General features: G+C 66.4%; 26 protein-coding genes and 1 pseudogene. 10 read left to right on the top strand and 17 right to left on the bottom strand.

Annotated elements, in window-relative coordinates; all coding sequences use genetic code 11:
* Positions 1 to 1,347 (top strand): methyl-accepting chemotaxis protein (locus tag MTBSS4_RS11375; RefSeq protein WP_173983526.1); only part of this gene is annotated, 1,347 nt, incomplete at its 5' end.
* A 17-nt stretch (positions 1,348 to 1,364) separates the two neighbouring features.
* On the opposite strand, the gene glp is transcribed toward MTBSS4_RS11375, so the two are convergent.
* The 5 genes from glp to MTBSS4_RS11400 are packed head-to-tail and all read right to left on the bottom strand — an operon-like array spanning position 1,365 to position 5,495.
* A complete protein-coding gene (gene glp / locus MTBSS4_RS11380; RefSeq protein WP_173983559.1) occupies positions 1,365 to 2,555 on the bottom strand; it encodes a gephyrin-like molybdotransferase Glp in 1,191 nt (396 codons plus the stop codon).
* Positions 2,555 to 3,031: a cyclic pyranopterin monophosphate synthase MoaC gene (gene moaC, locus MTBSS4_RS11385; RefSeq protein WP_173983527.1), complete on the bottom strand. Its 477-nt coding sequence runs from the start codon at positions 3,029 to 3,031 to the stop codon at positions 2,555 to 2,557. Before moaC ends, glp begins: the two co-directional genes overlap by 1 nt.
* Complete coding sequence (gene trpC, locus MTBSS4_RS11390) at positions 3,031 to 3,846, bottom strand: indole-3-glycerol phosphate synthase TrpC (protein WP_173983528.1); 816 nt, start codon at positions 3,844 to 3,846, stop codon at positions 3,031 to 3,033. The genes moaC and trpC overlap by 1 nt, the downstream gene beginning before the upstream one ends.
* A gap of 3 nt (positions 3,847 to 3,849) precedes the next feature.
* Positions 3,850 to 4,905 carry an anthranilate phosphoribosyltransferase gene (gene trpD / locus MTBSS4_RS11395; protein ID WP_173983529.1) on the bottom strand — a complete coding sequence of 352 codons (1,056 nt, stop codon included), beginning with the start codon at positions 4,903 to 4,905 and terminating at the stop codon, positions 3,850 to 3,852.
* Positions 4,905 to 5,495, bottom strand: coding sequence for an aminodeoxychorismate/anthranilate synthase component II (locus tag MTBSS4_RS11400; protein ID WP_173983530.1), 591 nt, complete (start codon positions 5,493 to 5,495; stop codon positions 4,905 to 4,907). Before MTBSS4_RS11400 ends, trpD begins: the two co-directional genes overlap by 1 nt.
* 144 nt (positions 5,496 to 5,639) lie before the next feature.
* Here MTBSS4_RS11400 and MTBSS4_RS11405 point away from each other — a divergent pair, with 144 nt between their 5' ends.
* Complete coding sequence (locus tag MTBSS4_RS11405) at positions 5,640 to 6,146, top strand: acyl-CoA synthetase (protein WP_173983531.1); 507 nt, start codon at positions 5,640 to 5,642, stop codon at positions 6,144 to 6,146.
* A 26-nt stretch (positions 6,147 to 6,172) separates the two neighbouring features.
* Here the strand turns inward: MTBSS4_RS11405 and MTBSS4_RS11410 are convergent, their stop codons facing one another.
* From MTBSS4_RS11410 to MTBSS4_RS11420, 3 genes are all read right to left on the bottom strand, one after another.
* The gene (locus tag MTBSS4_RS11410) at positions 6,173 to 7,519 is read right to left on the bottom strand and encodes a methyl-accepting chemotaxis protein (protein ID WP_173983532.1); all 1,347 of its coding nucleotides are present in this window, start codon (positions 7,517 to 7,519) and stop codon (positions 6,173 to 6,175) included.
* Between the two features lie 73 nt (positions 7,520 to 7,592).
* Positions 7,593 to 7,850 (bottom strand): MCP four helix bundle domain-containing protein, encoded by a 258-nt coding sequence (locus MTBSS4_RS11415; RefSeq protein WP_173983533.1) that lies wholly within the window; start codon positions 7,848 to 7,850, stop codon positions 7,593 to 7,595.
* Positions 7,851 to 8,082: 232 nt separating this feature from the next.
* Positions 8,083 to 8,688 (bottom strand): TetR/AcrR family transcriptional regulator, encoded by a 606-nt coding sequence (locus MTBSS4_RS11420; RefSeq protein WP_173983534.1) that lies wholly within the window; start codon positions 8,686 to 8,688, stop codon positions 8,083 to 8,085.
* Between the two features lie 71 nt (positions 8,689 to 8,759).
* Between MTBSS4_RS11420 and MTBSS4_RS11425 the strand changes: the two genes are divergently transcribed.
* Positions 8,760 to 10,034 carry an MFS transporter gene (locus tag MTBSS4_RS11425; protein WP_173983535.1) on the top strand — a complete coding sequence of 425 codons (1,275 nt, stop codon included), beginning with the start codon at positions 8,760 to 8,762 and terminating at the stop codon, positions 10,032 to 10,034.
* A gap of 16 nt (positions 10,035 to 10,050) precedes the next feature.
* On the opposite strand, the pseudogene MTBSS4_RS11430 reads toward MTBSS4_RS11425, so the two are convergent.
* From MTBSS4_RS11430 to MTBSS4_RS11465, 8 genes and pseudogenes are all read right to left on the bottom strand, one after another.
* Positions 10,051 to 10,290: pseudogene (locus tag MTBSS4_RS11430) on the bottom strand (DUF86 domain-containing protein); the annotation flags it as partial.
* A gap of 117 nt (positions 10,291 to 10,407) precedes the next feature.
* A complete protein-coding gene (locus tag MTBSS4_RS11435) occupies positions 10,408 to 10,701 on the bottom strand; it encodes a nucleotidyltransferase family protein (protein WP_173983537.1) in 294 nt (97 codons plus the stop codon).
* Between the two features lie 62 nt (positions 10,702 to 10,763).
* Positions 10,764 to 12,347 carry a benzoate-CoA ligase family protein gene (locus tag MTBSS4_RS11440; protein WP_173983538.1) on the bottom strand — a complete coding sequence of 528 codons (1,584 nt, stop codon included), beginning with the start codon at positions 12,345 to 12,347 and terminating at the stop codon, positions 10,764 to 10,766.
* 13 nt (positions 12,348 to 12,360) lie between these two features.
* On the bottom strand, positions 12,361 to 13,062 hold the full coding sequence (locus tag MTBSS4_RS11445) for an ABC transporter ATP-binding protein (protein ID WP_173983539.1): 702 nt from the start codon (positions 13,060 to 13,062) through the stop codon (positions 12,361 to 12,363).
* A 1-nt stretch (position 13,063) separates the two neighbouring features.
* Entirely contained in the window at positions 13,064 to 13,828 is a 765-nt protein-coding gene (locus tag MTBSS4_RS11450; RefSeq protein WP_173983540.1) for an ABC transporter ATP-binding protein, read from the bottom strand.
* On the bottom strand, positions 13,825 to 14,814 hold the full coding sequence (locus MTBSS4_RS11455) for a branched-chain amino acid ABC transporter permease (RefSeq protein WP_173983541.1): 990 nt from the start codon (positions 14,812 to 14,814) through the stop codon (positions 13,825 to 13,827). Before MTBSS4_RS11455 ends, MTBSS4_RS11450 begins: the two co-directional genes overlap by 4 nt.
* A complete protein-coding gene (locus tag MTBSS4_RS11460) occupies positions 14,811 to 15,671 on the bottom strand; it encodes a branched-chain amino acid ABC transporter permease (RefSeq protein WP_173983542.1) in 861 nt (286 codons plus the stop codon). Before MTBSS4_RS11460 ends, MTBSS4_RS11455 begins: the two co-directional genes overlap by 4 nt.
* An 86-nt stretch (positions 15,672 to 15,757) precedes the next feature.
* On the bottom strand, positions 15,758 to 16,954 hold the full coding sequence (locus MTBSS4_RS11465; RefSeq protein WP_173983543.1) for an ABC transporter substrate-binding protein: 1,197 nt from the start codon (positions 16,952 to 16,954) through the stop codon (positions 15,758 to 15,760).
* 257 nt (positions 16,955 to 17,211) lie between these two features.
* Between MTBSS4_RS11465 and MTBSS4_RS11470 the strand changes: the two genes are divergently transcribed.
* Entirely contained in the window at positions 17,212 to 17,901 is a 690-nt protein-coding gene (locus MTBSS4_RS11470) for a fumarylacetoacetate hydrolase family protein (RefSeq protein ID WP_173983544.1), read from the top strand.
* A gap of 132 nt (positions 17,902 to 18,033) precedes the next feature.
* Positions 18,034 to 19,512, top strand: coding sequence for a hypothetical protein (locus MTBSS4_RS11475; RefSeq protein WP_173983545.1), 1,479 nt, complete (start codon positions 18,034 to 18,036; stop codon positions 19,510 to 19,512).
* A gap of 3 nt (positions 19,513 to 19,515) precedes the next feature.
* Here MTBSS4_RS11475 and MTBSS4_RS11480 read toward each other — a convergent pair whose 3' ends face one another.
* Positions 19,516 to 20,877: a flagellin gene (locus MTBSS4_RS11480; RefSeq protein WP_173983546.1), complete on the bottom strand. Its 1,362-nt coding sequence runs from the start codon at positions 20,875 to 20,877 to the stop codon at positions 19,516 to 19,518.
* Positions 20,878 to 21,078: 201 nt separating this feature from the next.
* Between MTBSS4_RS11480 and glpX the strand changes: the two genes are divergently transcribed.
* The 5 genes from glpX (at position 21,079) to MTBSS4_RS11505 (ending at position 26,383) form a co-directional block, all read left to right on the top strand.
* Entirely contained in the window at positions 21,079 to 22,044 is a 966-nt protein-coding gene (gene glpX / locus MTBSS4_RS11485) for a class II fructose-bisphosphatase (protein ID WP_173983547.1), read from the top strand.
* A gap of 16 nt (positions 22,045 to 22,060) precedes the next feature.
* Complete coding sequence (gene tkt / locus MTBSS4_RS11490; RefSeq protein WP_256367408.1) at positions 22,061 to 24,061, top strand: transketolase; 2,001 nt, start codon at positions 22,061 to 22,063, stop codon at positions 24,059 to 24,061.
* A 41-nt stretch (positions 24,062 to 24,102) separates the two neighbouring features.
* Positions 24,103 to 25,167: a class II fructose-bisphosphate aldolase gene (gene fba / locus MTBSS4_RS11495; RefSeq protein ID WP_173983549.1), complete on the top strand. Its 1,065-nt coding sequence runs from the start codon at positions 24,103 to 24,105 to the stop codon at positions 25,165 to 25,167.
* Positions 25,168 to 25,188: 21 nt separating this feature from the next.
* Entirely contained in the window at positions 25,189 to 25,830 is a 642-nt protein-coding gene (gene rpe, locus MTBSS4_RS11500; protein WP_173983550.1) for a ribulose-phosphate 3-epimerase, read from the top strand.
* Between the two features lie 178 nt (positions 25,831 to 26,008).
* Positions 26,009 to 26,383, top strand: a complete 375-nt coding sequence (locus MTBSS4_RS11505; protein WP_173983551.1) for a response regulator — start codon at positions 26,009 to 26,011, stop codon at positions 26,381 to 26,383.
* Positions 26,384 to 26,385 lie beyond the last annotated feature (2 nt).

Below are 26,385 nucleotides of genomic sequence, written 5' to 3' on the forward strand. Positions count from 1 at the left end.
TGCCCCTGGCTGCTGACCATCGGGAAGTCAGGCATCACCTGTGGAAAGGACGGCAAATACTCGACCAACGCCTGGTGCACCACCGGCTGCCGCGAGGCCATGGGATTCTACACGGGTCCCACGGGAAAGATGATGATCGGCGCGTCCATGCCTTTCTACGATTCGGAATGGACCATCGTTGTCGAGCAGGAGGCCGACGAACTTCTCGCGCCGCTTTACAGCGCCCTATTCGACGTGGCCGCCTTCTCGATGGTCCTGCTGACGCTTGCCGGATTCGGCGGTTATGCCATCATCTCCGCCATCTCCAAGTCCCTGCGCCACATGACCGATGGCATGCACCGGATCGTCAATGGCGATTACTCGGTTTCGGTCATTGGCATCGATCGGAAGGATGAGGTGGGGGAAATGGCGCGTGCCCTGGATATATTCAAGGGCAACGCCATAGAGCGCGAACAGCTCAGGACCGCGCAGGAAGTGAGGAACCGGCAGGATGAGGCCCGTCTGGCTCAGATGCAATCGGCGGCCCAGGCATTCGACACCGCCGTCAATGGGGTGATGCGGGCGGTAGCCGTGGAAGTCAACGGTATTGAAACGTCCGCCCGAACCCTGGCCGATACCGCCCGCAATGCCTCCGAGGGCGGGCAGGCCATATTCGCCGCTTCGGGGCGAGCCAGCGAGAATGTTCAAACGGTCGCGAACGCGGCCGACAAACTGTCCGAGTCCATCAACGCCATCGGCCGGCAGGTAGCGGCCTCCGCCGAGATATCCCAGACCGCCGTCGCCGAGGCCGAACGGACCAACGTGATCGTCGCCGGCCTTGCCGAGGCAACCGGACGCGTTGGCGAGGTGGTGCACCTCATCAACAGCATCGCCTCCCAGACCAACCTGCTGGCGCTGAACGCCACCATCGAGGCGGCACGGGCGGGTGAAGCCGGCAAGGGGTTCGCCGTGGTCGCCAACGAGGTCAAAAATCTCGCCAACCAGACCGCCAAGGCCACCGAGGAGATTGCCGGCCAGATCGATGCCGTCCAGTCGGCGACGTCCGAAGCGGTCTCCGCCATTCGCGGCATCGTGGCCACCATAGCCCGAATCAGCGAGACGGCGACGGGCATCACCGCCGAGGTTGACCGTCAGGACAGCGCGACACGGGAGATTGCCCGGAACGTCCAGGCTGCGGCCACCGATACCCGGCAGGTTTCCGAAGGAATTTCCGGCATGAGTCAGGCCACCGCCTCCGCCGGCGGTATTGCAGAGGAGGTGCTAACGGCAACAACCGGACTGTCATCCGACTTTGGCAACCTGGAGAAACAGGTGGCCGACTTCCTGGTTGTGGTGCGTTCTGCCTGACGGAGCTCTGATTTCCTCTACAGCAGGATCACCCGCACCATCTCCCCCGCCCCGGCGGCGGGAGCATGCGGCGGACGGATCACCAGACAGGAGGCGCGGGCCAGCCCGGCCAGCATGGCGCTGTCCTGCTGGCCGAACGGAACCGCCACCAGGGCTCCGCCGGCGTCCCGCGTCACCTCGCCCCGCAGGTAGTCCTGCCGCTGGTCGTTGGCCGGCAGGTCGCATCCCAGCCGGGCGGCCATGGACGGATTCTCGGGCGGGCGGCCCAGCATGGCCCGGATCATGGGACCCAGAAAGATGATGGCGCAGACCATGGCCGATACCGGATTGCCCGGCAGCCCCAGCACCGGTACGCCGCGAAGATCGCCGAACATCAGCGGCTTGCCCGGTCGCATGGCGACCTTGTAGAAGCCCAGATGAAGCCCGGCCCCGGCCAGGGCGTCCTGGACCAGATCGTAATCGCCGACCGACGCGCCGCCGCTGGTCACCAGTAGATCGCAGCCTGCCGCCGAGGCGATCATGGCGTCCAGCGATTCCCGCGAATCCCTGGCGATGCCCAGATGCACCGCCTCGCCCCCCGCCGCCTCGACCAGGGCGGCCAGGGCGGGGCCGTTGGACCCGACGATCTGGGCCGGTCCCATGGGCTCGCCGGGCATGACGATCTCGTCGCCGGTGGACAGAACGGCGATGCGCGGCCGGCGACGCACCACCAGCCAGGGGTGGTTCATGGCCGCGGCCAGACCGATGCAGCGGTCGTTCAGCACGGTTCCGGCGCTCAGCAGCGCGTCGCCGGCCTTGAAATCCATGCCGGCGGCACGCACGAACCGTCCGGCCGGAACCGGGACGCGAATCTCCACCACGTCGCCGTCGCGGACGGTGTCTTCCTGCATCACCACGCAATCGGCCCCGACGGGCAGCGGAGCGCCGGTGAAGATACGGACCGCCTGCCCCGCCCCCACCTCGCCCGCGAAGGCGGCGCCGGCGGCCGACTGGCCGATCACCGGCAGGCGGACCGGCGCCTGGGTCGCGTCGGCGGCGCGCAGCGCGTAGCCGTCCATGGACGAGACCGCCACCGGCGGGTGGGAAACCCGGGCGGCCACGTCCTCGGCCAGCACCCGTCCCGCCGCCTGGGCCAGGCCCACCACCTCGCTCGCCACCGGGCGAAGTCCGCCCAGCACCGTCTGAAGCGCCGTCTCGACAGAAATCATCATTCGGCCTCGTATAATCCCGACTTGCCGCCGGACTTGCGCACCAGCCGGATGTTGTCGATCCGCATGCCCTTGTCCACCGCCTTGCACATATCGTACACGGTCAAGGCGGCGACACTGACGGCGGTCAAGGCCTCCATCTCGACGCCGGTGCGGCCGACCAGCTTGCAGGTGGCCTCGATATGAACGGCCGAGGCCTCGGGATCAAGACTGAGGTCCACCCCCACCGACGACAGCGCCAGGGGATGGCACAGCGGAATCAGGTCGGGGGTGCGCTTGGCGCCCATGATTCCGGCCAGCCGCGCCACCGACAGCACGTCGCCCTTCTTCAGGCCGCGTTCCTGGATCAGGGCCATGGTCTCGGGCTTCATGAAGACCGAGCCGCGCGCCACGGCGACCCGCCCGGTCTCGGCCTTGGCCGAGACGTCGACCATGACGGCATTGCCGTCGCCGTCGAAGTGGGTCAGGCCGCCCATCACGCCGCCACGTTGGCGCCGGCCAGCAGCACCTTCAAGGCCTGCTCGACGTCGGCGCGGCGCATCAGGGCCTCGCCGATCAGGAAACGCTTCACCCCGATCTGGGCCATGCGCTTCAGGTCGCCCGGACCTTCCAGTCCGCTCTCGGAAATGATGACGTGGCCATCCGGCACCATCGGCGCCAGCCGTTCGGTGGTGGCCAGATCGGTCTTCATGATCTTGAGGTCGCGGTTGTTGATGCCGATCAGCGGCGATTTCAGCCTCAGCGCCCGTTCCATCTCGGCCTCGTCATGGACTTCCAGGATGACGTCCATCTGGTAGCCCAGCGCGATCTCTTCCAACTGCGCCAATTCCGCATCGGACAGGGCGGCCACGATCAGCAGCACGGCGTCGGCGCCCAGGGCGCGGGCCTCGACCACCTGATAGGGATCGACCAGGAAGTCCTTGCGCAGCACCGGCAGGTCGCAGGCCGAGCGCGCCGCGCCGAGATCGGCGTCGGACCCTTGAAAGAACTTCGGATCGGTCAGCACCGACAGGCAGGCGGCGCCGCCGCGCTGATAGCCGCGCGCCAGCAGTTCCGGCTTGAAATCGGCACGGATGATGCCTGCCGAGGGTGACGCCTTCTTGATCTCGGCGATGATGCCCCAATCCAGCTTGGCGATCATCTTGTCCAGGGACTGGGCGAAACCGCGCGGCGGCGCCTGATCCTTGGCGCGGTCCAGCAATTCCTTGATGTTGCGGCGCCCCTTCTGGTCGGCCACCTGCTTGCGTTTCTCGGCGCAGATGCGATCCAGGATGGTCGGGGTGGCGTTCATGTCTCAAACCTCCCGATTGGTGATGGCGATCATGCGTCCCAGCACGCGGGCGGCGTCGCCGCCATCGATCGCCCGCTCCGCCATGCGGGCGCCATCGGCCAGCCCGGCCGCCTTGCCGGCCACCACCAGGGCGGCGGCGGCGTTCAGCACCACGATGTCGCGATAGGCGCCGGCCTCGCCGGCCAGCACGGTCATCAGGGCGGCGGCGTTGGTGATGGCGTCGCCCCCCTTCAGGTCCTCGGGCCGCGCCCGCTTCAGCCCCACGTCCTCCGGCGTCACCGTGAACACCCGCACCGTGCCGTCCTTCAGTTCCGCCACCTTGGTCGGCCCGGTGGTGGTGAGTTCGTCGAGGCCGTCGGAGCCATGCACCACCCAGGCCCGGTCCGTCCCCAACTGCTTCAGCACCTTGGCGACGGGTTCCACCCACTGCTCGGCGAAGACGCCGACAACCTGATGCCTGACGCCGGCCGGATTGGACAGCGGCCCCAACAGGTTGAAGATGGTCCGGGTTCCCAATTCGCCGCGCGGCCCGCCCACATGGCGCATGGCGTTGTGATGCCGGGGCGCCATCAGGAAGCCGGCGTTGTTCTTCCACAGGGATTCCGAGACCAGGGCGAAGTCGGCGTTGATATTGACGCCCAGCGCGGTCAGGACGTCGGACGCGCCCGACATGGACGATACCGCCCGGTTGCCGTGCTTGGCCACCGGCACGCCGCAGGCGGCGACCACGAAGGTGGCGGCGGTGGAAATGTTGTAGGTGCCGGCGCCGTCGCCGCCGGTGCCGACGATGTCGATGGCGCCCTCGGGCGCTTCCACCCGCAACGCCTTGGCCCGCATGATGCGGGCGGCGCCGGTGATTTCCTCCACCGTCTCGCCGCGCACGCGCAGCGCCATCAGCAGGCCGCCGATCTGGGCCGGCGTGGCGTCGCCCGACATGATGATCTCGAACACCGCCTCGGCCTCGGCCTCGGTCAAGGTGGCGCCGCCGGCGAGGCGCCCCAGCACCTCCTTCATCACGGCGAGGGTGGGTTGGGGCGTGGGAGAGGCGAGCGTGCTCATCAGGCGGCGTTTCCGGTGCGGCGAGTGCTGAACTCGATGAAGTTGCGCAGCATCTGGTGACCGTGCTCGGTCTCGATGCTTTCGGGATGGAACTGAACGCCCCACAGCGGCAGCGTCTTGTGGGCAAGCCCCATCACAAGGCCATCGCCGGTCCAGGCGGAAACATGCAGGCAATCGGGGAAGCCGTCGCGTTCCACCACCAGCGAGTGATAGCGGGTGGCGCGGAACGGGCTGGGCAGCCCGGCGAACACTCCCGACCCGTCGTGATGGATGGAATCGACCTTGCCGTGCATGGGCCTGGGGGCGCGCGCCACCTTGCCGCCGAAGGCCTGGCCGATGGCCTGATGGCCCAGGCAGACGCCGAACAGCGGCACCCGGCCGGCGGCGTGGCGGATCAGGTCGAGGCATATCCCGGCACGGTCGGGGTCGCAGGGACCGGGGGAAATGACGATCCCCTGGGGCTGAAGCGCCAGCGCCTGATCGACCGTCAGGGCGTCGTTGCGCCTGACCGCCACCTCCGCGCCCAGATCGCCCAGGTAATGCCACAGGTTGTAGGTGAAGCTGTCGTAATTATCGATCAGCAGGAACATGGCCGCCGCCCATGGACAAGAAACGCAGGGGAACAAGGAGCATAGGGGCGAAGAATGCAGGCCAGCCCAGCCCCCGTCAAGCGATTGCCCCGCATTTTCGCATCCCGCATTGCCAACCGATTGCGGTAGTGCCATGTTTTCGCCATGGCGAAGAAAATGTCAGCGGTGGAACAGGCTCGGGCGGCGGCCAAGGCCAAGAAGGGCGGCGGTGGTGGCGGTGCCGGCATCAACAAGGGCGTCGTCCTGGCGATCCTGGCCGCGCTGGTGCCGTTCTCGCTACCGACCGTTGTGCTGGTGTTTTTCACCATGCTGCCCACCCTGGCGTCGTGGGCCACCGAGAAAGGCCCCAACAAATACGCCTTCCTGTGCGTCGGCGGCCTCAACTTTTCCGGCGTCTTCCCCTATCTGTTCGCCCTGTGGTTCGGCGTCCACACCCTGGACGAGGCCTTCCGCATGGTCACCGATCCGATCATGCTGATGACCGCCTATGGCTGCGCCGTGATCGGCTGGGGCATCTACGCCGCCATGCCGCCCATGGTGGCCAGCTATCTCGCCGCCAGCAGCCAGCGCCGGGTCAACAACCTGCGCGCCGCCCAGAGGAAGCTGATCGACGAATGGGGCGACGAGGTCGCCAAGAAGGGCGGCGGCTGACGCCCTTCCCGGCCAACGACCCGGTCTCAGGCCGCCCTGACGCCGTCGAGGAAGCGGCTGACCATCACTTTCAGGTCGTCACTCTCGTGCGCCAGCGTCCTGGCCGCCGCCAGCACGTCGCCCGACGACCGTCCGGTTTCCGACGCCGCCATGGTGACGCCGCCGATATTGGCGGCGACCTCCTGGGTGCCGGCGGCGGCCTGCTGGACATTGCGGGCGATCTCGGCGGTGGCGGCGGATTGTTCCTCGACCGCCGAGGCGATGGCGGCGGCGATCTGGTTGATCTCCTCGACCCGCCGGACGATGCCGGCGATGGCGCCGACCGCCTCCTCGGTCGCCGACTGGACCGCGCCGATCTGGGCGCCGATCTCCTCGGTCGCCTTGGTGGTCTGGTTGGCGAGGTTCTTGACCTCGCCCGCCACCACGGCGAAGCCCTTGCCGGCCTCGCCGGCGCGGGCCGCCTCAATGGTGGCGTTGAGGGCGAGAAGGTTGGTCTGGGACGCGATGTCGTTGATCAGGTTGACCACGTCCCCGATCCTGGCCGAACTCTCCGCCAGCCCCTGGACGGTCTGGTTGGTCCGGGCGGCCTCGTCGGCGGCGTTCTGGGCGATGCGGCTGGACTGTTCGACCTGACGGCCGATCTCGCCGATCGAGGCCGACAGTTCCTCGGCGGCCGAGGCCACCGTCTGGACGCTGGCCGAGGCCTGCTCGGTGGCGGCGGCGACATTCGCCGCCTGGCGGTTGGTCTGCTCGGCATTGGCCGACATGGCCTGGGCGGTGCTCTGCAATTCGGTGGCTGCGCCGGCGACGATATTGAGAGCGCCGCTGACGCTGCGGTCGAATTCGGCGGTCAGCGATCCGATGGTGGCGGCGCGGCGCTCGCGCTCGGCCACCTCTGCCCGCTCCCGCTCCTCCAGTTGCAGGCGCTCGACGGCATTGCGCTTGAACACCGCCAGGGCCTGCTCCATCTCGGCCACCTCGTCCCGACAAGGCGACCTGGGAATGTCGATGTTGGTGTCGCCGGCGGCCAGACGGTTCATCGCCGCGGTCAGGGCCAGCACCGGATTGGCGATGCCGCGGCCGATCAGGATGGAATAGCCGCCGCCCAGCAAGATCGCCAGGACGGTGACTCCGACCATCGTCTTCACCAGGGTGTCGAAGGTGGCGGAACCACTTTCATATTCCTTCCCGGCGACGGTGATCTGCAACTCGATCAGCTTGCTCACCGCCTCGGAAACCGGGTCGATCACCGGATACATGGCCTTGTCGCCGAACTCGCGCAGCCCGGCCCGGTCATTGGCGACCAGCAGCCCCCGCAGCCGCGCCACCTCATGGTTGGCGGCGGCCATCAGCGGCTCGATCACGGCCACCATCCGCTTTTCCTCCTCGACCAGGAAGGTCGCCTTGTAGGCGGCCCAGGTCCTGGCGATGGTGGCGGAGGCCGCGTCAATGTTGCGCAGCGCCTGTTCGGGGGGGCAGGGTTCCGGCGTTGGCCTTGTGGGTCGAATCGACGATGTTGACGGCGTATTCGTCCGCAATGACCTTGAGATCACGCATGGGAATCACCCGATCGGCATAGATCGTGCTCATGCCGGCATCCATGCTGGCCATGCCGCGATAACCGAGAAACGCGATGGCGAGCATGATCAGCGCCATCACCGCCGGTATGGTCAGCAGGCGAGAGGAGATTTTCAGATTTTTCACGACAGGCCTCGTATCGGACAAGGTGACGAAAACTTTCCGTGAGGCATCCCTGGTGCTTTTCTTGATTTCTTATGTGAACGCCCCCGCCCTGCCGGGCGTGGCATTCATGACAGAATGCTCCCCCGCTTCTATCACAACCCTCTAATTCATCACAACCCTTTGTCATAGATCGACAAAGTGTCACAAATCGGTCAACCACCCTTTTTCACGGTCGCGCCGCCCCGGAATCGGGTCAGGCGGGCCGGTGCAGGGTGGGGGAAACGTGGGACTGGATGATGATCTCGGCGGCCGACGCCACCGCCGCCGAGGGGCCGTCCGGCCCCAGGGTGTTGCCGGCGGAATAGGCGCCCTCCATCAGCAGCATGAGTTGGTCGGTCAGCAGCGCGGGATCGGCCACCCGCAAGGCCTCGGCCAGTTCCATCAGCCGGCGGCGCAGCTCGCGCTTGTTCCGTTCGGCGACGGCACGGCCGGGATGGGCGTGGTCGGGAAACTCCACCGCCGTGTTGACGAAGGGACAGCCGCGGTAATCCGGGCTGGAGGCGCGCTTGCCCAGCGCCCCGAACAGCGCCCGCAATTGAGAGCGCGGGTCGCCGGGGTGGCGGGCGACCACGCCATCCCACCATTGCCAGTACATCTTGTCCCGCATCGCCATGAAGGCGGCGATCAGATCGTCCTTGGAGGAAAAAGCCCGGTACAGGCTCATCTTGGCGACGCCGGCCTTTTCAATCACCGTGTCGATGCCGATGGCGCGGATACCTTCGCGGTAGAACAGTTCGTTGGCGGCGGCCAGGATGCGGTCGCGGGCGGATTGCCTGTCGGAGGGATCGGCGGGGCTCATGCTTGACAATGATACAGACCTGTCTGTACAAATTCAATGAGACAGCCTTGTCTCATGCGGCGGAGGATATCATGCCCCAGGCGGTTCAGGCCAGAAAGCTCCATTACGGCTGGATCGCGGCGGGACTGACCTTCGTCACCCTGCTGGTGGCGGCCGGCATCCGCTCGGCCCCCGGCGTGATGATCGTGCCGCTGGAGGGCGAGTTCGGCTGGAGCCGCGCCACCATCTCGTTCGCGGTCTCGGTCAATCTGGTCCTCTACGGGCTGATGGCGCCGTTCGCCGCCGCGGTGATGGACCGCATCGGCCTTCGCCGCACCATGGCGCTGGCCCTGGCGGTTCTCGCCGCCGGCGTGCTGGCCACCACCCTGATGAGCCGGCCCTGGCACATGGTGCTGCTGTGGGGCGTGGTGGTGGGTGGCGGATCGGGCACCATCGCCCTGGTGCTGGGCGCCACCGTGGTCAGCCGCTGGTTCGACGCCTATCGCGGCACCGTGATGGGGGTGCTGTCGGCCGCCACCGCCACCGGACAACTGGTGTTCCTGCCGCAGATGGCCATGCTGGTGGAAGCCTGGGGCTGGCGGGAAGCGGTGATGCTGATCGCCGCCGCCGCCGCCCTGCTGGCGCCGGTGATCTGGATCTTCATGCGCGACCGCCCCGCCGATGTGGGGCTGTGGCCGGTGGGCGCCACCGAGGCGCCGCCCGCGCCGGTCCGGGCCGGCAACCCGGCGGTCGCCGCCATCGAGGCGCTGCGCGACGGCATGCGCCACCGCGATTTCTGGCTGCTGGCCGGAACCTTCTTCGTCTGCGGCCTGTCCACCAACGGGCTGGTGGGAACTCACCTGATTCCCGCCTGCTTCGACCACGGCATTCCCGAGGTCAAGGCCGCCGGCCTGCTGGCCCTGATGGGGATCTTCGACATCGTCGGCACCACGCTTTCGGGCTGGCTGACCGACCGCTGGGACCCCCGCAAGCTGCTGTTCTGGTATTACTCCTTGCGCGGGCTGTCGCTGATCTTCCTCGACCTCGCCTTCGGCCCCGACGTGTTCGGCCTGTGGCTGTTCGCGGTGTTCTACGGCCTGGACTGGATCGCTACCGTGCCGCCAACCGTCAAGCTGACCGCCGAGGCGTTTGGGCGCGAGCGGGCCGGCGTGATGTTCGGCTGGATCTTCGCCGCCCATCAGGTGGGCGCCGCCACCGCCGCCTTCCTGGCCGGCTGGATCCGGACCGATCTGGGCGATTACTGGCTGGCCTTCGTCGGCGCCGGCCTCGCCTGCCTGGCGGCGGCGGCGATGTCGCTGCTGATCGGCGGCGGACGCCTGGCGCGACCGGCGGCGGAAGCGGCGTGAGGGAAACGCCTTCCGTTCAGCGTCCCCAGTTTCTCGCCGCCAGGATGATAGCGGGCAAGGCGGTGATGACGTCATCGATGTCCTTGGTCGCGGTGCGGTAAAGCAACTGCGGATTGACGCCCTCGTACTGATGAGCCAGCACGTCCCTCATGCCGGCCATCTTGCGCCATGGAATATCGGGATAAGCGTCGCGGAATTCCGCCGGAACACGCTTGGCCGCCTCGCCGATGACCTCCAGCGCCCGCATCACGGCATATTGGGTCTGAGGTCGGCATTGAAGGCATCAAGCGACAGCCCGGCGGGAACGCCTTGAGATTGCCGGCATTCTCCAGGATGTCTTCCAGATAGCCGACGAAAGCCCGCCCCGTCCCGGTCACAGCATCCTGACCTCGGCCAGAATCTGCCGGCCGACCTGTCGGCGCAGGGTGCTCTTGTCCGCGAGATCGACCTTCACCCCCAGGGCATCGCTGAGTTCCAGTTGCAGGCCCACATAGTCCAGCAGGCCGATGCCGTCGCCCAACTCGACCAGGACATCGATATCGCTGTCGTCGCGCTGCTCGCCGCGCACGTACGACCCGAACACCCCCATGCCCCGAATGGGGTAACGGCGTTTCAGGTCGGGCTGTAGTGCCCGCAACTGGATCATGATGTCGTCGAGTGTGCGCATGTCCGCCTCGTCGGCCCGGCCGTCGGAAAGTATATACCGACGGCCGGGCCGATGCCAGACGGCTACATCTTCATGCCGCCGCGCAGCTTGAACCGCTGAATCTTGCCGGTGGCGGTCTTGGGCAGGGCGTCGACGAATTCGATCCAGCGCGGATACTTGTAGGGCGCCAGCTTGGCCTTGACGTATTTCTGCAACTCCTCGGCCAGCTTCTCGCTGGCGCTTTCGCCGGGAGCCAGGACCACGAAGGCCTTCGGCTTGATCAGGCCTTCCGGATCGGCCTCGCCGACCACGGCGGCCTCCAGCACCTTCTCGTTGGAGATCAGGGCGGCCTCGACCTCGAACGGCGAGACCCAGATGCCGCCCACCTTCAGCATGTCGTCGCCGCGTCCGGCATAGCGGTAATAGCCCTCGTCGTCCACGTAGTACTTGTCGCCGGTGTGGGTCCACTCGCCACGGAAGGTCTTCAGCGACTTCTCGCGCTGGTTCCAGTAGGCGGTGGCCGACGAGGGGCCGCGCACGATCAGTTCGCCCATCTCGCCCTGGGGCACGTCGTGGCCGTCGTCGGAGATGATGCGCAGGTCATAGCCCGGCACCGGCTTGCCGGAGGTGCCGTAGCGGACTTCGCCATGGCGGTTGGACAGGAAGATGTGCAGCATCTCGGTCGAGCCGAGACCGTCGAGGATGGCGGCGCCGAACCGCTCCTCCCAGCGCTTGCCCACGTCCTCGGGCAGGGCCTCGCCGGCCGAGACGCAGGCGCGGAGCCGCGTCGAGCCGGTGTCGCGCTTGTACTGGGGATCGGCCAGGATGGTGCCGTACAAGGTGGGCACGCCGTAGAAGATGGTGGGCTGGTGGTCGGCCAGCACCTTCATCACCGCCTCGGGGGTGGGGCGGTCCTTCAGCAGCACCGAGGTGGCGCCCACATGCAGGGAGAAGGTCATGCCGTTGCCCAGGCCATAGGCGAAGAACAGCTTGGCGGCCGAGAAGGTGACGTCGTCTTCCTGAATGCCCAGCACCTGCTGGCCGTAATGCACCGCCGTGGCCGGCAGGTCGCGCTGAAGATGGACGGCGCCCTTGGGCGCGCCGGTCGAGCCCGAGGAATACAGCCAGAAGGCCACGTCGTCGCGGGTGGTCTCGGCGGTCTTCAGCTTGGGCTCGGCCTTGTCCATCAGGTCGGACAGCAGCACATGGCCAAAGGCGTTCTTGCCGGACACCACCACTTTTTCCAGCAGCGGCAGGTCGGGCAGGATCGGTTCGACCTTGTCGTAGAGCTCCTCGCTGATCACCAGGACGCGGGCGCGGGAATCCGACAGCATGTAGCCGTAATCGCCGGTGGTCAGCAGGGTGTTGAGCGGAATCGGCACGATACCGGCCTTGATCGCCCCCCAGAACACCGACGGGAAATCGACGGTGTCCAGCATGATCATGGCGATGCGGTTCTCCATGTGGAGACCGAGACCCTTCAGCGCGTTGCCGGCCCGGTTGACCTTGTCGGCCAACTGGCCGTAGGTGGTCGGGCCGTCGGCGTCGATGAAGGCGGCCTTGTCGGCGCGGCCTTGCTTCAGATGGCGGTCGATGAACCAGGTGGCGGCGTTGTAGTCGCGCGGAATGTCGAGCGCGTGCTCCGACGTGGTCAGGCCTGTGGTCATGGGGTTCTCCTCCTCACAATCCGATATGGCGTTCGAGAATGCTCGAATCGCTCTTCAACGTTTCCGGCCCGCCGTCATAGACCACCTCGCCCTTGACCAGGATGACGTGGCGGTCGGCAAGGTCGAGCAGAACGCCCACGTTCTTGTCGACGATGACCGAGGCGATACCGGTATCCTTGATGGCGCGGATGACGTGCCAGATGTCGCGGCGGATCAGGGGCGCCAGGCCCTCGGTGGCCTCGTCCAGGATCAGCAGCCGGGGATTGGTCATCAGGGCGCGGCCGATGGACAGCATCTGCTGTTCGCCGCCGGACAGGTGGGTGCCCAGGTTGTCGAGGCGCTCGGCCAGGCGGGGAAAGGTTTCCAGTACCCGCTCGAAGGTCCAGTCGCGACGGCCGTCCGGAGCCGGCCTGGCCGCCATCGCCAGATGTTCCCGGACCGTCAGGTTGTGGAACATGCCGCGCCCCTCGGGCACATAGGCCAGCCCCAGGCGGATGACGGCCGAGGTCTCCCAGCCGGTGACGTCGCGGCCGTGGACGGCCACCTTGCCCTGGCGGGGATGGACGATGCCCAGCAGGCTCTTCAGCAGGGTCGACTTGCCCATGCCGTTGCGCCCCATCAGGGCCACCGTCTCGCCCTTGCCCACCCGGAAGTCGATGCCGTGCAGCACGTGGCTGGCACCGTAGAAGGTGTGGATGCCCTTGGCTTCCAGCATGTCAGTACGCCTCCGCCCCATCGCCGAGATAGGCGTCCTGCACCGCCTTGCTGGCCCGCACCCGTTCCACCGGCCCGCTTTCCAGCAAGGTACCGTTGACCATCACGCTCAGCACATCGGCGATGGCGAACACCGCGTCCATGTCGTGCTCGATCAGGATCAGGGTGTAGCGCCGCGCCAGGTCGCGCAGCAAGGTGACCATGTGCTCGGATTCCTCGCGACCCATGCCGGCCAGGGGTTCGTCCAGCACCAGCACCTCCGGCGCCGTGGCCAGCACCATGGCGATTTCCAGTTGGCGCTGCTCGCCATAGGACATGGTGCCGGCGACGCGGCCCGACCGTCCCGCCAGCCCGGCCGAGGCCAGCGCCGCCTCGGCCTGTTCCGACACCGCCTTGTAGGAACTGGCGGGACGCAGGAACCTCATGGAGGTGGCGAGCCGCGACTGCGCCGCCAGCCGGCAGTTCTCGAAACAGGTGAAGCTGGGGAAGATATTGGTCTTCTGATACGACCGCCCGATGCCGAGGCGCGTCACCTTGTGGGCCGGCAGACCGCCGATGCTGGCGCCCTTGAACAGCACCTCGCCCGCCGATGGCGGCAGATGGCCGGTCAGCAGGTTGACGAAGGTGCTTTTCCCGGCACCGTTGGGGCCGATGATGGCGTGGGCCTGATGCTCGCGAAAACCGATCGAGACCGACGAATTGGCGACAAGACCGCCGAACGCCTTGGTCAGGGCGCGGGTTTCCAGGATGAATTCGGAATGGCTCATGGCCCATCCTCCTTCCTGTCCGTCCACTTGAGCAGCAGGCCGGCCAATCCCTTGGGCAGCAGCAGCACGATGGCGATCACCATGACGCCCATGGGCAGCAGCCAGTGCTCGGTCAGGGATTCGAAGGCGAAATGCGCCAGTTCCAGGACGAAGGCCCCCAGCACCGGCCCGAACAGGGTCCCCATGCCGCCCAGGATCACCATCACCAGCACATGGCCCGACTGGTGCCAGCCCAGCATGGCGGGATTGACGAAGCCGTACTGGGTCGCCGCCAGAAAACCCGCCAGGCCGGCGATGGTGCCGGCGATGGTGAAGGCCACCAGCTTGTAGGCCATGGGATTGAAGCCGAGTCCCTGAACCCGGTATTCGTTGACGCCGATGGCGCTGATCACCCGGCCGAACGGCGAGGCCAGCAGCACCCGCAGCAGGGCGTAGACCCCCACCAGCACGCCCAGGGTGACGTAGAAGAAGCTGAGCTTGTCGTCCAGGTTGACCAGGGTGGTTCCGAACGCCTCCACCGTCGGCTTGACGTAGATGTAGGCGCCGTCCGAACCGCCGGCCAGCTTGGAATCGTTGAAGAAATAGAACCCCATCTGGCCGAAGGCCAGGGTCACCATGATGAAATAGATGCCGCTGGTCCGGATCGACAGGAAGCCGACCACCAGCGCCGCCGCCGCCACCCCCGCCAGCCCGGCCGGCAGCACCAGCCACAGATTGGCGGCGTCGTATTGCGGGCTCATCAGGGCCAGCATGTAGCCGCCCAGGCCGAAGAAGGCGGCGTGGCCCAGGCTGACCAGCCCGGCGACGCCGACCAGCAGATCCAGGCTCATGGCCAGGATCGCCAGGATCATGATGCCGGTCAGCTTCTGCATCAGGAAGGTGAACTTGGCGGCGAACACCAGCTTGCCCCACAGCGGAAACAGGGCCAGGACCACCAGCAGCACCAGCAGCAGGATGGCGAGACGCTTCGGAATGTGGGTGATCATGCGAACAGCCCCCGGGGCTTCCACAGCAGCACCGCCGCCATGACGCCATAGACGGTGAAGCTGGCGAAATCGGGCACGAACACCTTGCCGAAGGTGTCGGCCAGCCCGATCAGCAGGGCTCCCAGGAACGCGCCCTTGACCGAGCCGACGCCGCCGATCACCACCACCACGAAGCAGATGATCAGCACGGTGTCGCCCATGCCCGGCGCCACCGAGGTGATGGGGGTCGAGATCGCCCCGGCCAGCCCGGCCAGGGCGGCGCCGATGGCGAAGACCAGTCCGAACAGCAACTTCACATTGATGCCCAGCGCCGCCACCATCTCGCGGTTCGAGGCGCCGGCCCGCACCCACATGCCGAAGCGGGTCTTGGCGATGACGAAATACATGACCAGCGCCAGGGCGCCGCACACCACCGACAGCACCACCCGGTAGGCGGGATAGGACAGGGTCTCGGTCAGCTTGAACGACCACGCCAGCGCCTGCGGCACGGCGACGCCGTGGACGTCGTTGCCCCAGAAGATGCGCTGGGCCTCATTGAAGATCAGGATCAGGCCGTAGGTCAGCAGCACCTGGTCGAGGTGGTCGCGCTTGTAGAGCGTCCTGACCAGCACCGCCTCGATGACATACCCCACCAGGGCGGCGATGGGCAGCGACAGCAGCACGGCGGCCACCAGGGAACCGGTGACGCCGGCCAGCCACCACGCCAGATAGGCCCCCAGCATGTAGAAGGCGCCATGCGCCAGATTGATGATGCCCATGATGCCGAAGATCAGCGTCAGGCCGCTGGCCACCAGGAACAGCAGCAGCCCGTACTGAACCCCGTTCAGCAACTGGATGAGGAAAAACCAGAAATCCATTCCCGCTCCCATGCGGGCAAGGACGCCCGCGCTCCGAACCGCCTGATCCGGAGCGCGGCCGTCCCGGCCGCATCACGATTGAACCGTCAGCCCATCTTGCAGCCGGTGGCGGGATCGGCCAGGGCCTTTTCCGCGACGCCAACCACGATTTCCTGACCGCCCTTGACCTGGCGCAGATAGAAATCCTGCACCGGATTGTGGGCCTTGGACAGGGTGAAGGTGCCGCGCGGGCTCTTGATCACCGCCTTTTCCATGGCGTCGATCAGGGCCGGCTTGGCACCGGTGTCGCCCTTGACCGCCGCCATGCCCTGGACCAGCAGCTGGGCGGCGTCATAGCCCTGGACGGCGTAGACGTCGGCTTCCTTGCCGAACGACTTGGAATAGGCGGCGCGGAAGGCCTTGTTCTCGGGGGTGTCGAGCGCGTCGGCGTAATGCAGGGTGGTCAGCACGCCCTCGGCGGCCTCGCCCTGGCCCTTCAGCACGCCGTCGGTCAGGAAGCCCGAGCCCATCAGCTGGATCGACTTCAGGCCGGCGGCGGCATAGTCCTTGACGAATTTCAGGGCGCCGGCGCCGGCGAAGAACACGAACACGCCGTCGGGCTTCAGCGAGGCGATCTCGGTCAGGTTGGCCTGGAACTCGTCGGACGGGAACGGCACCATGATCTGCTTGACCACCTTGCCGCCATGCTTGGTGAAATTGGCCTCGAAGCCGGCCAGGGCCTCCTCGCCGGCGGCGTATTTCCACGACATGGTGACCACGTTCTTCAGGCCGCGTTCCACCGCCACCTTGCCCATGGGGTAGGACGCCTGCCAGTTGGTGAACGAGGTGCGGAAGATGTTGGGGGCGCACAGCGGCCCAGTGGCGGCGCCGGCGCCGGCATTGGCGATGACGGTGATGGTGCCGCTTTCCCGCACCACCTTGACCATGCCCAGCGCCACGCCGGAATGGACCGGACCGACCAGGAAATCGACGTTCTCGCCGGTCACCAGCTTGTTGGTGTTTTCCGGCCCCTTGGCGGGATTGGCCTCGGAATCAACCGCCACGTATTGAATCTCGCGACCGCCCATCTTGCCGCCGCGTTCCTCGACCGCCAGCTTGAAGGCGTTGGTGATGGCCTCGCCCAGGCCGGCATAGGTGCCGGTATAGGGAAGCAGGAAGCCGACCTTGACCTTGGCGGTGTTGCCGATGGCGAAACGGGTCGGCACGAAACCCGACACGCCGACGGCGGCGACGGCGCCGGCCTGAAGGATGGTCCGGCGAGTAACGGTCTTGGCGATATCCATGCTTGTCTCTCCCAAACGATCCGAGCATTGCGCTCGCTGATTGCTCCCCGCGCCCGGCCCCACGGCCCGGCGCTCTCGCATGTCCGTCCCTGGTTCTGGCGGGCGGATCATCGTGTCGGCGTTGCGACGCTTAATTCGGCATCCTAATGCGCATTTATGCGATTTGCAACGCCGGTTGACCTGTATCGTTTCCTGATCCGTTGATCTCCAAGGCGTCCGGGGCCAATATGCCGCAGCGACCGAGGAGACCCGAACCAATGACCGCAACCCTGTTCCATATTCCCCAGCCGGCGGTGCCGGTCGTCGGCGAAGCCGCCGTCTATCCGGTGCGGCGCGTCTTCTGCGTCGCCCGCAACTATGCCGGCCATGCCCGCGAGATGGGAAGCGATCCCAGCCGCGAGGCGCCGTTCTACTTCACCAAGCCGGCCGACGCCCTGGTTCCGGGTGGCGGCGAAATCCCCTACCCGCCCGCCACCGCCAACCTGCATCACGAGGTCGAGCTGGTGGTGGCGCTGTCGGCACCGGTGTTCCGGGCCAGCCCCGCCGAGGCGGCCCGGGCGGTGTTCGGGCACGCCATCGGCCTCGATCTGACCCGCCGCGATCTCCAGACCCAGGCAAAGGACATGGGGCGGCCGTGGTGCCTGGGCAAGGCGTTCGAGCACTCGGCCCCCATTTCTCCCATCCTCCGCGCCGCCGCCCCGCTAGTCTCGGGGGACATCACGCTGGAGGTCAACGGCGAAGTCCGCCAACATGGCGATATATCGGACATGATCTGGCCGATTCCCGATCTCGTTGCCCACCTGTCCAACTATTACCACCTGGGCGAGGGGGATCTGATCTTCACCGGCACGCCCGAGGGCGTCGGACCGGTGCGCCCCGGCGACGTCCTGACCGGCCGGATCGCCGGCCTGGGCGAATTGCGTCTGGTCATCGGCCCCGAGAGCTGACGCCACCCCATACCATGGTTCTCGGGGGCTGATGCAAAAAGCCGTTGAAGGAGTTACGCTCCGTCGATAATGATACCACTTCGTTGCTTGACCGATCGCGTCCCCGATTTCCGCAGCAGGTTGACTGAACCGATGGCAATTCCAACCAAAGACGATATCGAGGCTGCTTCCGAGGTCCTGCCGGATGGGGCCTATTGCACAAAGGTCGAGGATTTCTTCTCTCCCGGCTCCCGCGAACTTATCGGTCGATTTCTAACCAACTTCGTCGAATCGCTGATCATCACCCCGACCGAACTGGTGTTCTCGGCCAAGTACCAGAAGCGCCTGTCCGATGCCGGCCGCGTCATGATGAACGCGGTGGACAAGGTCGCCACCCTCCAGGCCAAGGCCAAGGGGGAAAGCGCGGCCAAGCGCCTCAAGGACCTCAACGCCCTGATCAGCGCCGGCATGAAGAAGGTGTGGGACGACGACAAGGAGCGTCCCGCCGCCGCCATCACCCCGGACAGCTTCATGGCCTTCGCCGCCGGGGTGAGGGGATCGGAGACCGAGCGCGACTACGCCATCAACCGCGCCCTGGCCGAATACCTGTCCCAGTTCAAGGTGTGGAAGGACAAGCTTTCCGCCCTGGTCAAGCTGCATCAGGCGTCCCGGGACAAGCCCGAACAGGCCTATATCGAGATCATCATCTCGGAATGCATGAAGAGCGACGCGGCACTGGACCAGATGTTCAGCCTCTACGAGATCCTGGAGGAGCGCTGCAACGACCTGATGGACCTGTGGAAGGGCGAGTGGAAGCCCCGCGACGCCACCCACCCCGCCATGGTCGAGATCAACGCCATGATCGCCGGCGGCATCGCCCCCAACGTCAAGGCGGCGGTGGAGTATTCCCTGCTGCGCACCCTGGCCGGCAAGAGCCCGCTGCGCTCGGCCGAACCCGAGGTCGAGATCCAGGCGCTGTTCGACATGTTCAAGCGCATGTGGACCGGGTCCACCCTGATCGGCGGCACCAAGGCCATGGCCTCGCTGGAACGCCGCCAGGCCCGCTACCTCAGCAAGGAGAGCGTCACCGACCTGCTGCGCGAGCGCAAGGTGCTGGCCGACCGCTACGCCTTCCTGCTGCAAATCAGCGCCGTCGCCATCGGCCAGGGCAACCGCGCCACGCTGAAGACCTTCATCGACCATTATTTCGGCGACAAGGATTTCGTGCCGCGCATCGTCGCCGGCCAGGAACAGCCGGTCCCCAAGCTTCAGACCCTTACCGCCATCCACCGTTCCCTGCGGGCCTCGTGGCTGCCCGACGGCGACAAGGCCGCCTACATGGCCCAGGTCGAACTGGCCCAGAGCCAGTTGCTCAAGACCTCGCGCCTGTTCGAGCAGGTGGAAAAGAAAAGCGGCACCGCGTCGCAAAAGGTGCTGACCCTGCTGGACCTCTGCCGCAAGGGAACCTTCATCGACGGCCCGACCCTGGACGCGGTGCGCAAGGTGCTGGAAGGCTATCTGCGCGACCCCGCCTTCCTGCCCGATTACCTGGGCGGCGCCGCCGGCGAGGAAAAGGAACGCAAGATGATGCTGCTGAGCAAGACCCTGGCCAGCATCGGCATCACCGTGTGAGCATTACCGGAACAGGGACAGTATCCCCTTTTCGGAATCCCCCGTGATTCGCAGCGAGGTTATGCCAAGCTGCTGCCGGGTCTGCAACGCCGCCAGATTGGCGCCTTCCTCGTTGAGGTCGGCGTTGACCAGTTGCGCGGCCCCCTGCTTCATCTCGTTCACCAGATTCTGGGTGTATTCGATCCGCACCTGAAGCATGGCGGTGTTGCTGCCCATCTGGGCCATGGTGCTGCGCACCGTGGCCACGGCCGCCTCGACGGCGCTGATGTCCTGATCGATATTGTCGGAATAATCGGTCTCGCTATCCCAGGGGTTCGCGTGCAGGAAAACCTGGATGGAGGGAAAATTGCCGACGGTGAAATCCGTCGTCGCCAGACCGGAACCAACATCGGTGACGGTTGCGCCAACGCCGGGACCGCCAGCCAGATTATCCTGCAAGGCGAGCACCGCCTGATACTGGACGGCGCCAGGAGAATGAACCCCGTCGGAGATTATGCCGCTTCCGTCGAGGTGGGCGTAGCCATAAGAAAAATCCACCGGGAACCCAAGGTAGCCGGCCGTGCCGATGACGCTCCCGAAGGGATCGAGGCTCTCCGTCCAGGCCGTCGCATTGAAGCCGGCGTTCGTCGCCATCGCGGAACCGCTGCCGCTCCCCGTTTCACGGGCCACGCTCGCGACAAAATCGTCCATAAGCTGGACCATCTCCGGGTCCGAAGCGTAATTCGTGTTGTCGATTGTCGCGACGACTTCATTCAATCCCAGGGTCGCGCTCGTCATGACCACCCCGGCGACCGTCAGGCTGCTTTGCGACAGGCTGCCCGCCGGGCTGAGGTTGACGGTCAGATCGTTGGCGGGATCGCCGATCAGGTTCAGTCCGTTATAGCTGGCATCCCCGGCCATGGTGTCGATCTGGTCACGCAATGAATCGTATTGCAGATACATGTCGTAGCGGTTGCCCGGACTGGGCTCGCTCTTGGCCCCCAGGGCGATGCCCTTCATCTGGTTCAGAATTTTTTCAAGGCCGTTCAAGCCATCCAGGGCCGCCTTGATGGAACTGACCGCGCTGGTGATGCTGTCCTTGATGGCGACGAAATCGGCGGCGCGCTCGTTCAGGGCGCGGGCCTGGAAGAAGGCCACCGCGTCATCCACCGCCGACGACACCTTCAACCCCGTCGCCAGCCGCCTGGATGTCCGCTCGATAAGGGATTCCGTCTTTTGGGCCGACAGCAGGCCACTCCGCGAGGCGGCCGTCAGCGTCACATCCCCAGCCATTTCCCCCTCCAACATTCTGTTGCCGGATAGAATAAATACCACACTAATTTTAATGGCTTCAATGGCGAATATACGGCAAAGGCGAACTGTCAATGATTTTTCAGGTCGCTCCGGTTTTTTTCACATCGATAAAAAAACCGCCGTTTCGGCCACCCACCCGGCCGCGCCCCGTCCGGGTGGCTCGGCTCCCATCCACAAGATATCGCGACTTACTCCCCGAGGGTGTTCCTTTGCTTGACCCCGCCGGCCACTATCGGCGAAAAAGCGGGACACTTTCAGGGAGGGCGACGCCGGATGACCCATCTTAGCGCCGATTGCCGCACCATCGGGGCCTACGACCTGCGTCGGGCCACCGAGGCGGCCGCCCTGGCCGCCTATGACTGGATCGGCCGCGGCGACAAGACCCAGGGCGATCACGCCGCCGTCGCCGCCATGTGGCGCGAGCTGGATTCCCTGCCGCTGGACGGACTGATGCTGGTGGGCGAAGGCCCGCGATCCGAGATCAGCATGCTGTATCACGGCCAGCGCTTCGGCAATTCGTCGTCCGCGCCCGTCTGGGACCTGGCGGTGGACCCGGTGGAGGGCACCAGCTTCCTGGCCAAGGGCATGACCAACGCCATGGCGGTGGTGGCCATGGCGCCCCACGGCTCGCTGTTCAACCCCCTGCCCGCCTTCTACATGGAAAAGCTGGCGGTGCCCCCCGCCGCCAGGGGCAAGGTCGACCCCGCCGCCCCGGTGGCCGAGCGCCTGCGCCAGTTGTCCGACGCCATCAACAAGCCGGTCGACGACATGACGATCTATGTCATCGAGAAGCCCCGCCACCGGGCGCTGGTCGAGGAGATTCACGCCGCCGGCGCCCGCGTCGCCCTCTACCCCGCCGGCGACGTGGCCGGCGCCCTGATGGCGGCCATTCCCGGCTCGGGCATCGACGCCCTGATGGGAACCGGCGGCACGCCCGAGGGCATGCTGTCGGCCATCGCCATCCGCGGCATGGGCGGCGATTTCATGGCCCGCATCGATCCGCAACTGGCCTCGGAGCATGCGGCGGTCGAGGCCGCCGGCATCGACACCGGACGCTGGCATTCCCTGGGGGATCTGGTGCGCTCGGACGACGTGGTGTTCTGCGCCACCGGCATCACCACCGGCCTGCTGCTGGAAGGCATCGAGCGCACCCGCACGCAGATCAAGACCCAGACCCTGATGATCGGCGGCGAATCCGGACCGCGCCAGATGCTGACCTCGTGGCACCGGCGCGGCTGATCCCCATCTTGTTCTCATCTCACACCATAAGGACCGTTCGATGACCGCTCAGGCTTCTCACGCCGACATGGCCAATGCCATCCGCGCCCTCACCATGGATGCCATCGAGAAGGCCAAGTCCGGCCATCCCGGCATGCCCATGGGCATGGCCGACGTGGCGACGGTCTTGTTCACCCGCTTCATGAAGTTCGACGCCAAGACCCCGAAATGGGCGGATCGCGACCGTTTCGTGCTGTCGGCCGGCCATGGCTCGATGCTGCTCTACGCGCTGGGCCACCTGACCGGCTTCGAGGACCTGGACATCGAGCAGATCAAGAACTTCCGCCAGATGGGATACCGCACCGCCGGCCATCCCGAATTCGGCCACGTCGCCATCGCCGACACCACCACCGGCCCGCTGGGCCAGGGCATCGCCAACGCCGTCGGCATGGCGCTGGCGGAAAAGATGGCCGCCGCCCGCTACGGCAAGGATATCGTCGACCACTATACCTACGTCATCGCCGGCGACGGCTGCCTGATGGAGGGCATCAGCCAGGAGGCCATCTCCATGGCCGGCCATTGGGGGCTGGGCAAGCTGATCGTGCTGTGGGACGACAACCACATCTGCATCGACGGCGATACCGCGCTGTCGGTGTCGGACGACCAGCTGGCCCGCTTCACCGCCTCCAACTGGGACGTCTGCCGGGTCGACGGCCACGACCCCGACGCCATCGCCCAGGCCATCGCCGCGGCGCGGCGCACCGGTCAGCCCAGCCTGATCGCCTGCAAGACCGTGATCGGCTACGGCGCCCCCACCAAGGCGGGCAGCGAGAAGACCCACGGCGCGCCGCTGGGCGCCGACGAGATCGCCGGAGCCCGCGCCAAGCTGAACTGGCCGCACGCCCCGTTCGAGATTCCCGCCGACGTGCTGGGCGCCTGGCGCGAGGCCGGTTCCCGCGGCACCGGCGAGCGCGCCGCCTGGCAGGCGCGCCTGGCCGCCCATCCGGCGCGGGCCGAGTTCGAGCGCACCAATGCCGGCAAGCTGCCCGAGGCCTGGAAGCGGGCGGTGTCCGACTTCAAGAAGAAGGCCTCGGCCGAACAGCCCAAATGGGCCACCCGCAAGGCCAGCCAGGAAGCGCTGGAGGCCCTGACCCCCGCCATCCCCGAGATGATCGGCGGGTCGGCCGACCTCACCCATTCCAACCTGACCCACACCAAGGTCACCAAATCCGTCACTCCCGGCGACTTCTCGGGCCGCTACATCCATTACGGCGTGCGCGAGCACGGCATGGCGGCGGTGATGAACGGGCTGAGCCTGCACGGCGGCTTCATCCCCTATGGCGGCACCTTCCTGATCTTCGCCAACTATCTGTGGCCGGCGCTGCGCATGAGCGCCATGATGGAACAGCGGGTGATCTACGTGCTGACCCACGATTCCATCGGCCTGGGCGAGGACGGCCCCACCCACCAGCCCATCGAGACCCTGGCCGCCCTGCGCGCCACCCCAAACGTGCTGGTGTTCCGTCCCTGCGATCCGGTCGAGACCATGGAGGCCTACGAGGCCGCCCTGGAAAACACCAACGGCCCCTCGGTCATGGCGCTGTCGCGCCAGAACCTGCCGACGCTCAGGACCGAGCACACCGACGAGAACCGCGCCGCGCGCGGCGCCTACGTGCTGTCCGAGGCCAAGGGCAAGCGTCAGGTCACCATCCTGGCCACCGGTTCCGAGGTTTCCCTGGCTCTCGACGCCCAGAAGCTGCTGGCCGACAAGGGCGTCGGCGCCGCCGTGGTGTCGATGCCGTGCTGGGAGCTGTTCGAGCGCCAGCCGAAGGAGTATCGTGCCAGCGTGCTGGGGGACGGCACCGTCCGCGTCGCCGTCGAGGCGCTGGGGACCTTCGGCTGGGAACGCTGGGTCGGCCTCGATGGAGCCGTCATCGGCATGACCGGATTCGGCGCCTCGGCCCCGGCCGAGAAACTGTACGAACACTTCGGCATCACCGCGGGGGCGGTGGCCGACGCGGCGCTGGCCCGCCTCTAGGCGGCCCGGTTCCCGAACGCACTGTAAGGAGATAGAATCAGATGTCTCTCGTTTCCATGCGCCAGCTCCTCGACCACGCCGCCGAGAATGGCTACGGCATTCCCGCCTTCAACGTGAACAACATGGAGCAGGTCAAGGCGATCATGGAGGCCGCCGCCACCACCGACAGCCCGGTCATCCTCCAGGCTTCGGCCGGCGCCCGCAAATATGCCGGCGAGGCCTTCCTGCGCCATCTGATCCTGGCCGCCATCGAGTCCTATCCCCACATCCCGGTGTGCATGCACCAGGATCACGGCACCTCGCCCGGCGTCAACGTCCGCGCCATCCAGTCCGGCTTCTCGTCGGTGATGATGGACGGCTCGCTGCGGGAAGACGGCAAGACCCCGGCCAGCTGGGACTACAACGTCGACGTCACCAAGCGGGTGGTCGACATCGCCCATGCCTGCGGCGTCTCGGTGGAAGGCGAGCTGGGCTGCCTGGGTTCGCTGGAAAGCGGCATGGCGGGCGAGGAGGACGGCGTCGGCGCCGAGGGCAAGCTGGATCATTCCCAGCTTCTGACCGATCCGGACGAGGCCGCCGAATTCGTCAAGCTGACCCAGGTGGACGCGCTGGCCATCGCCATCGGCACCAGCCACGGCGCCTACAAGTTCACCCGTCCGCCGACCGGCGACGTGCTGGCCATCAAGCGGGTCAAGGAAATCCACGCCCGCATCCCCAACACCCATCTGGTGATGCACGGCTCCTCCTCGGTGCCGCAGGACTGGCTGAAGATCATCAACGACCACGGCGGCGACCTGGGCAAGACCTACGGCGTGCCGGTCGAGGAAATCGTCGAGGCCATCAAGCACGGCGTGCGCAAGATCAACATCGACACCGACCTGCGCATGGCGTCCACCGGCTCGATCCGCAAGTTCCTCAAGGACGAGCCCAAGAAGTTCGACCCGCGCGACTACCTCAAGCTCACCATCAAGAGCATGAGCGATATCTGCAAGGCCCGCTACGAGGCCTTCGGCACCGCCGGCAACGCCTCGAAGATCAAGGTGGTGAACCTCGAGGACATGAGCAGCCGCTACGCCAAGGGCGAATTGGCGCCCAAGGTCAACTGATTCTTCACGAAAGAGCCGTCCATGACCGTCAAGATCGCCCCATCCATCCTGTCCGCCGATTTCGCCCGCCTGGGCGAAGAGGTCAAGGCCATCGACGAGGCCGGGTGCGACTGGGTCCATATCGACGTCATGGACGGCCATTTCGTCCCCAACCTCACCTTCGGCCCGCCCATCATCAAGGCGATCCGGCCCTATACCAGGAAGGTGTTCGACGTCCACCTGATGATCGATCCGGCCCAGCCCTCCCTGGAGGATTACGCCAAGGCCGGCGCCGACATCATCACGGTGCATGCCGAGGCCGACCGCCATATCGACCGTTCATTGCAGTTCATCCGCTCGCTGGGCAAGAAGGCAGGCCTGTCGCTCAATCCGGCCACCCCGGAAAACGTCATCGAATACGTGCTGGACAAGCTCGACCTGATCCTGGTGATGAGCGTCAATCCCGGCTTCGGCGGGCAAAGCTTCATCGAAAGCCAGTTGGACAAGATCGCCCGCATCCGCCGCATGATCGGCGACCGTGCCATCGATCTCCAGGTGGACGGCGGCGTCACCGCCGACAACGCGCGGCGGGTGGTCGCCGCCGGCGCCAACGTGCTGGTGGCCGGCTCGGCGGTATTCAGGACCAGCGATTACGCGAACAACATCGCCGCCCTGAAATCCTGACCCCGCAATCCCGAGCCGCCGCCCGCGCCCAGGGCGAGCCGGCCGGGTCCGTTCGCCGGAAAGAATTCATATCCGCACAACCCGCACGCAATCGGCAAGGGACGGTTCTTGCCTTGCCGGGCATTCCGAATACCGCTATCTATGACCCGGCACGCCTATCAGGGAGCAGCGGCACGCCATGAGCCGGATTCTGATCGTCGAAGACACCAAGTTGATGCGCGACACGCTGGTGGACGTTCTGGGCGCCACCGGCCATGACGTCGTCACCGCCGACAACGGCGCCGAGGCGGTGGACATGGTCGCCGCCGGCAGCCTGTTCGACATCATCATCACCGACATCATCATGCCGGAAATGGATGGCATCCAGACCATCCTGGAACTTCAGACCATGCTGCCCGAGGCCCGCATCATCGCCATTTCCGGCGGCAGCGCCCGCATGGAGAAGACCCAGGGCCTCGATACCGCCCGCCGGCTGGGGGCGGTGGCGGTGCTGGAAAAGCCGTTCGAGGTCGACGCCCTGCTGAACGCGGTCAGGGACGCCGCCGGACAATAGCG

This window comes from Magnetospirillum sp. SS-4 (assembly GCF_902729425.1).
In the GTDB taxonomy this organism is placed as follows: domain Bacteria; phylum Pseudomonadota; class Alphaproteobacteria; order Rhodospirillales; family Magnetospirillaceae; genus Phaeospirillum.

Excerpts from the sequence above, each read along its gene's own strand:
- rpe (WP_173983550.1), top strand. The coding sequence starts at position 25,189 with ATGACCGTCAAGATCGCCCCATCCATCCTGTCCGCCGATTTCGCCCGC.
- MTBSS4_RS11460 (WP_173983542.1), bottom strand. The coding sequence starts at position 15,671 with ATGGATTTCTGGTTTTTCCTCATCCAGTTGCTGAACGGGGTTCAGTAC.
- MTBSS4_RS11440 (WP_173983538.1), bottom strand. The coding sequence starts at position 12,347 with ATGACCACAGGCCTGACCACGTCGGAGCACGCGCTCGACATTCCGCGC.
- MTBSS4_RS11435 (WP_173983537.1), bottom strand. The coding sequence starts at position 10,701 with ATGCGCACACTCGACGACATCATGATCCAGTTGCGGGCACTACAGCCC.
- moaC (WP_173983527.1), bottom strand. The coding sequence starts at position 3,031 with ATGGGCGGCCTGACCCACTTCGACGGCGACGGCAATGCCGTCATGGTC.
- glpX (WP_173983547.1), top strand. The coding sequence starts at position 21,079 with ATGACCCATCTTAGCGCCGATTGCCGCACCATCGGGGCCTACGACCTG.
- MTBSS4_RS11405 (WP_173983531.1), top strand. The coding sequence starts at position 5,640 with ATGGCGAAGAAAATGTCAGCGGTGGAACAGGCTCGGGCGGCGGCCAAG.
- MTBSS4_RS11425 (WP_173983535.1), top strand. The coding sequence starts at position 8,760 with ATGCCCCAGGCGGTTCAGGCCAGAAAGCTCCATTACGGCTGGATCGCG.
- fba (WP_173983549.1), top strand. The coding sequence starts at position 24,103 with ATGTCTCTCGTTTCCATGCGCCAGCTCCTCGACCACGCCGCCGAGAAT.
- glp (WP_173983559.1), bottom strand. The coding sequence starts at position 2,555 with ATGATTTCTGTCGAGACGGCGCTTCAGACGGTGCTGGGCGGACTTCGC.
- MTBSS4_RS11400 (WP_173983530.1), bottom strand. The coding sequence starts at position 5,495 with ATGTTCCTGCTGATCGATAATTACGACAGCTTCACCTACAACCTGTGG.
- MTBSS4_RS11410 (WP_173983532.1), bottom strand. The coding sequence starts at position 7,519 with ATGGTGGCCGTGATCGAGCCGCTGATGGCCGCCGCCAACCATGAGGTG.
- trpD (WP_173983529.1), bottom strand. The coding sequence starts at position 4,905 with ATGAGCACGCTCGCCTCTCCCACGCCCCAACCCACCCTCGCCGTGATG.
- MTBSS4_RS11475 (WP_173983545.1), top strand. The coding sequence starts at position 18,034 with ATGGCAATTCCAACCAAAGACGATATCGAGGCTGCTTCCGAGGTCCTG.
- MTBSS4_RS11470 (WP_173983544.1), top strand. The coding sequence starts at position 17,212 with ATGACCGCAACCCTGTTCCATATTCCCCAGCCGGCGGTGCCGGTCGTC.
- MTBSS4_RS11455 (WP_173983541.1), bottom strand. The coding sequence starts at position 14,814 with ATGATCACCCACATTCCGAAGCGTCTCGCCATCCTGCTGCTGGTGCTG.
- MTBSS4_RS11465 (WP_173983543.1), bottom strand. The coding sequence starts at position 16,954 with ATGGATATCGCCAAGACCGTTACTCGCCGGACCATCCTTCAGGCCGGC.
- MTBSS4_RS11445 (WP_173983539.1), bottom strand. The coding sequence starts at position 13,062 with ATGCTGGAAGCCAAGGGCATCCACACCTTCTACGGTGCCAGCCACGTG.
- MTBSS4_RS11505 (WP_173983551.1), top strand. The coding sequence starts at position 26,009 with ATGAGCCGGATTCTGATCGTCGAAGACACCAAGTTGATGCGCGACACG.
- MTBSS4_RS11420 (WP_173983534.1), bottom strand. The coding sequence starts at position 8,688 with ATGAGCCCCGCCGATCCCTCCGACAGGCAATCCGCCCGCGACCGCATC.
- MTBSS4_RS11450 (WP_173983540.1), bottom strand. The coding sequence starts at position 13,828 with ATGAGCCATTCCGAATTCATCCTGGAAACCCGCGCCCTGACCAAGGCG.
- trpC (WP_173983528.1), bottom strand. The coding sequence starts at position 3,846 with ATGAACGCCACCCCGACCATCCTGGATCGCATCTGCGCCGAGAAACGC.